This window comes from Pedobacter gandavensis, from assembly GCF_032678745.1.
Lineage (GTDB): Bacteria > Bacteroidota > Bacteroidia > Sphingobacteriales > Sphingobacteriaceae > Pedobacter > Pedobacter gandavensis_C.
Window position 1 is genome coordinate 572,200 of record NZ_JAVTST010000003.1, and the last position, 2,612, is coordinate 574,811.

Genomic DNA, 2,612 nt, shown 5'->3' on the forward strand with positions numbered 1-2,612 from the left:
TAAATTTTATTAAAGAGAATGAACTTAAAAAAAGGAATCCCTTCTATGCTTTTAGTTTGCGGTATGCTCCTGGTAACCGATAAAACGGTAATGGGACAAAGCACAAATCCATTTATGGAAACATATAGCACTCCACATGGAGTGCCTCCATTTAACAAAATCACCAATGCTCATTTTGTCCCGGCTTTTGAGGAAGGAATGAAGCAACAACAACAAGCAGTTGGCGCAATTTATAAACAACGTTCAGTGCCTACTTTTGAAAATACAGTAGTGGCTTTAGAAGAAAGCGGTAAATTATTGTCGAAAGTAAGTACGGTGTTCTTTAACCTTAGTTCTGCAAATACTTCTCCTGAATTGGAGAAAATTGCCCAGCAAATGGCTCCGGAATTGTCTAAACATAGTGACGATATCTACCTGAATTCTGAATTATTCAAAAGAGTAAAAATGGTATATGATAAACGTGCTTCTTCAAAATTGAGTGCAGAACAACAGCGACTATTGGAAAAAACGTATAAGGCTTTTGTGAGAAGTGGAGCTAATCTGAATGCAGCACAACAGCAACAAATGAGAGCCATCAATAAAGAGTTTTCTCTGTTAACCTTGAACTTTGGACAACACCTCTTGGCTGAAGTCAATGCTTACGAATTGCTGATCGATAACCAGAAAGACCTTGCAGGTTTGCCAGAGTCGGTAAAAGCAGCAGCAGCAGCTTCCGCGAAACAGGTAGGAAAAGAAGGGAAATGGAGGTTTACTTTACATACACCGAGTGTAACTCCCTTTCTTCAGTATTCTGAAAACCGTAGCCTTCGTGAGAAAATGTACAATGCATATATCAATCGCGCCAATCATGATGATGAGAATGACAACAAAAAGATCATTTCTCGTATCGTTTCTTTACGTGCAGAAAAAGCGGCATTATTAGGCTATAACAGTCATGCTGATTTTGTGCTGGAAGAAAGTATGGCCAAATCGCCTAAAGAAGCTTACGACTTGTTAAACGGGCTGTGGGATGCTGCTTTACCGGTTGCTAAACAAGAAGCAGCAGATATGCAAAAAATGATGGACAAAGAAGGTCACAATGAAAAGTTGGAAGCCTGGGATTGGGCACATTACGCGGATAAAATACGTAAAGAAAGATATAATTATGATGCGGAAGCATTGCGACCATATTTCCAGATCGACAATGTAAGAGAAGGGTTCTTTAAAGTAGTGAACAAATTGTACGGCATTACCTTTACCTTACTTCCAGAGGTGCCAGTATACCATAAAGATGTTTCTGCGTATCAGGTTAAGGAAGCAGATGGAACGCATATCGGAGTGATCTATATGGACTTCTTTACCCGCAGTTCTAAACGTGGAGGGGCATGGATGACTTCTTATGCAACTCAGTCTTATGAAAATGGCAAACGTGTGGCTCCGGTAGTTTCTATTGTTTGTAATTTCTCTGGACCTAATGGGGACGAACCTGCATTGTTTACTGCAGATGAAGTGACCACCTTCTATCATGAAATGGGACATGCCCTTCATGGTTTATTGTCGAATGTAAAATACAGAAGTCTGGCAGGCACATCAGTTCCCCGCGACTTTGTAGAACTACCTTCTCAGGTGATGGAACATTTTGCTTTTGAACCAGAGGTACTTCAGTTTTATGCGAAACATTACAAAACTGGTGAAGTTGTTCCTCAGGAATTGATCGACCGTATGAAAAATGCCTCGAAATTTAACCAGGGTTTTGAAACGGTAGAATATCTTGCAGCATCTTTACTGGATATGGGCTTCCACACTGTGCCTGCAGGAAAAGAGGTGAATGCAACAGAATTTGAAAGTTCAGAAATGAATAAATACGGATTGATCAAACAGATTGCACCTCGTTACCGTAGTACTTATTTCCAACATATCTTCGCCTCAGGATACTCCGCTGGATATTACAGCTATATCTGGTCGGCGGTATTGGATAGTGATGCATTTGCAGCTTTTAAAGAAAGCGGAAACATATTTAATCCTGAAGTAGCCAGTTCCTTCCGTAAAAACGTATTGGAAAAAGGTGGAACTGTAGAGCCAATGGATTTGTATAAAGCCTTTAGAGGTAAAGAGCCTAACATGAAATACCTGTTAAAAGACAGAGGCTTAGACAAAGCGCTTTAACCATAGCTTTATTTTTTTGTGAAATTTAGCGGGAACATTCCCGCTTCAAAAAGGGAAAATGACTGATATCTTCGAATTTGATGATATCAGTCATTTTTTTTATGCCCTGTTTTACCTTCCTTAAATCCAGTTATCAGCGCAGAATCAGGCTTAGAAATTCAATTTATAAACCGGTGGTTTGACTTTAGCTAACTTATTCTAAATTATGGCTTTAGGTATCCTGATTTTTACTAAAAATGGTGGTAATTTTATTGTGAAGCAAACTTTATTTTATAGCTTTGCCGCAGGGTTGATTTTGTTGTTTAAACTATCGATAAGGCGTATTGAATCTGGTCTTTTTTAGGGAAGTATTTCCTTAAAAGTCCATAAAGTACGATTTTCTTTCTTTGGTGGAAACTGAATAAAATCTTTAACCCCGCACATACTGAATCTTAATTTTTTCAAGAAGAAATCCCGTTTATTAAATT

General features: G+C 38.6%; 1 protein-coding gene. It reads left to right on the forward strand.

Going from position 1 to position 2,612, the window contains the following annotated elements; all coding sequences use genetic code 11:
* Positions 1-18: 18 nt before the first annotated feature.
* Positions 19-2,145: a M3 family metallopeptidase gene (locus tag R2S10_RS13920; protein ID WP_316841026.1), complete on the forward strand. Its 2,127-nt coding sequence runs from the start codon at positions 19-21 to the stop codon at positions 2,143-2,145.
* The last annotated feature ends 467 nt before the right edge of the window (positions 2,146-2,612 follow it).

What these genes read in the sequence shown, in the direction of transcription:
- R2S10_RS13920 (WP_316841026.1), top strand. Translation starts at nt 19, where the DNA reads ATGAACTTAAAAAAAGGAATCCCTTCTATGCTTTTAGTTTGCGGTATG.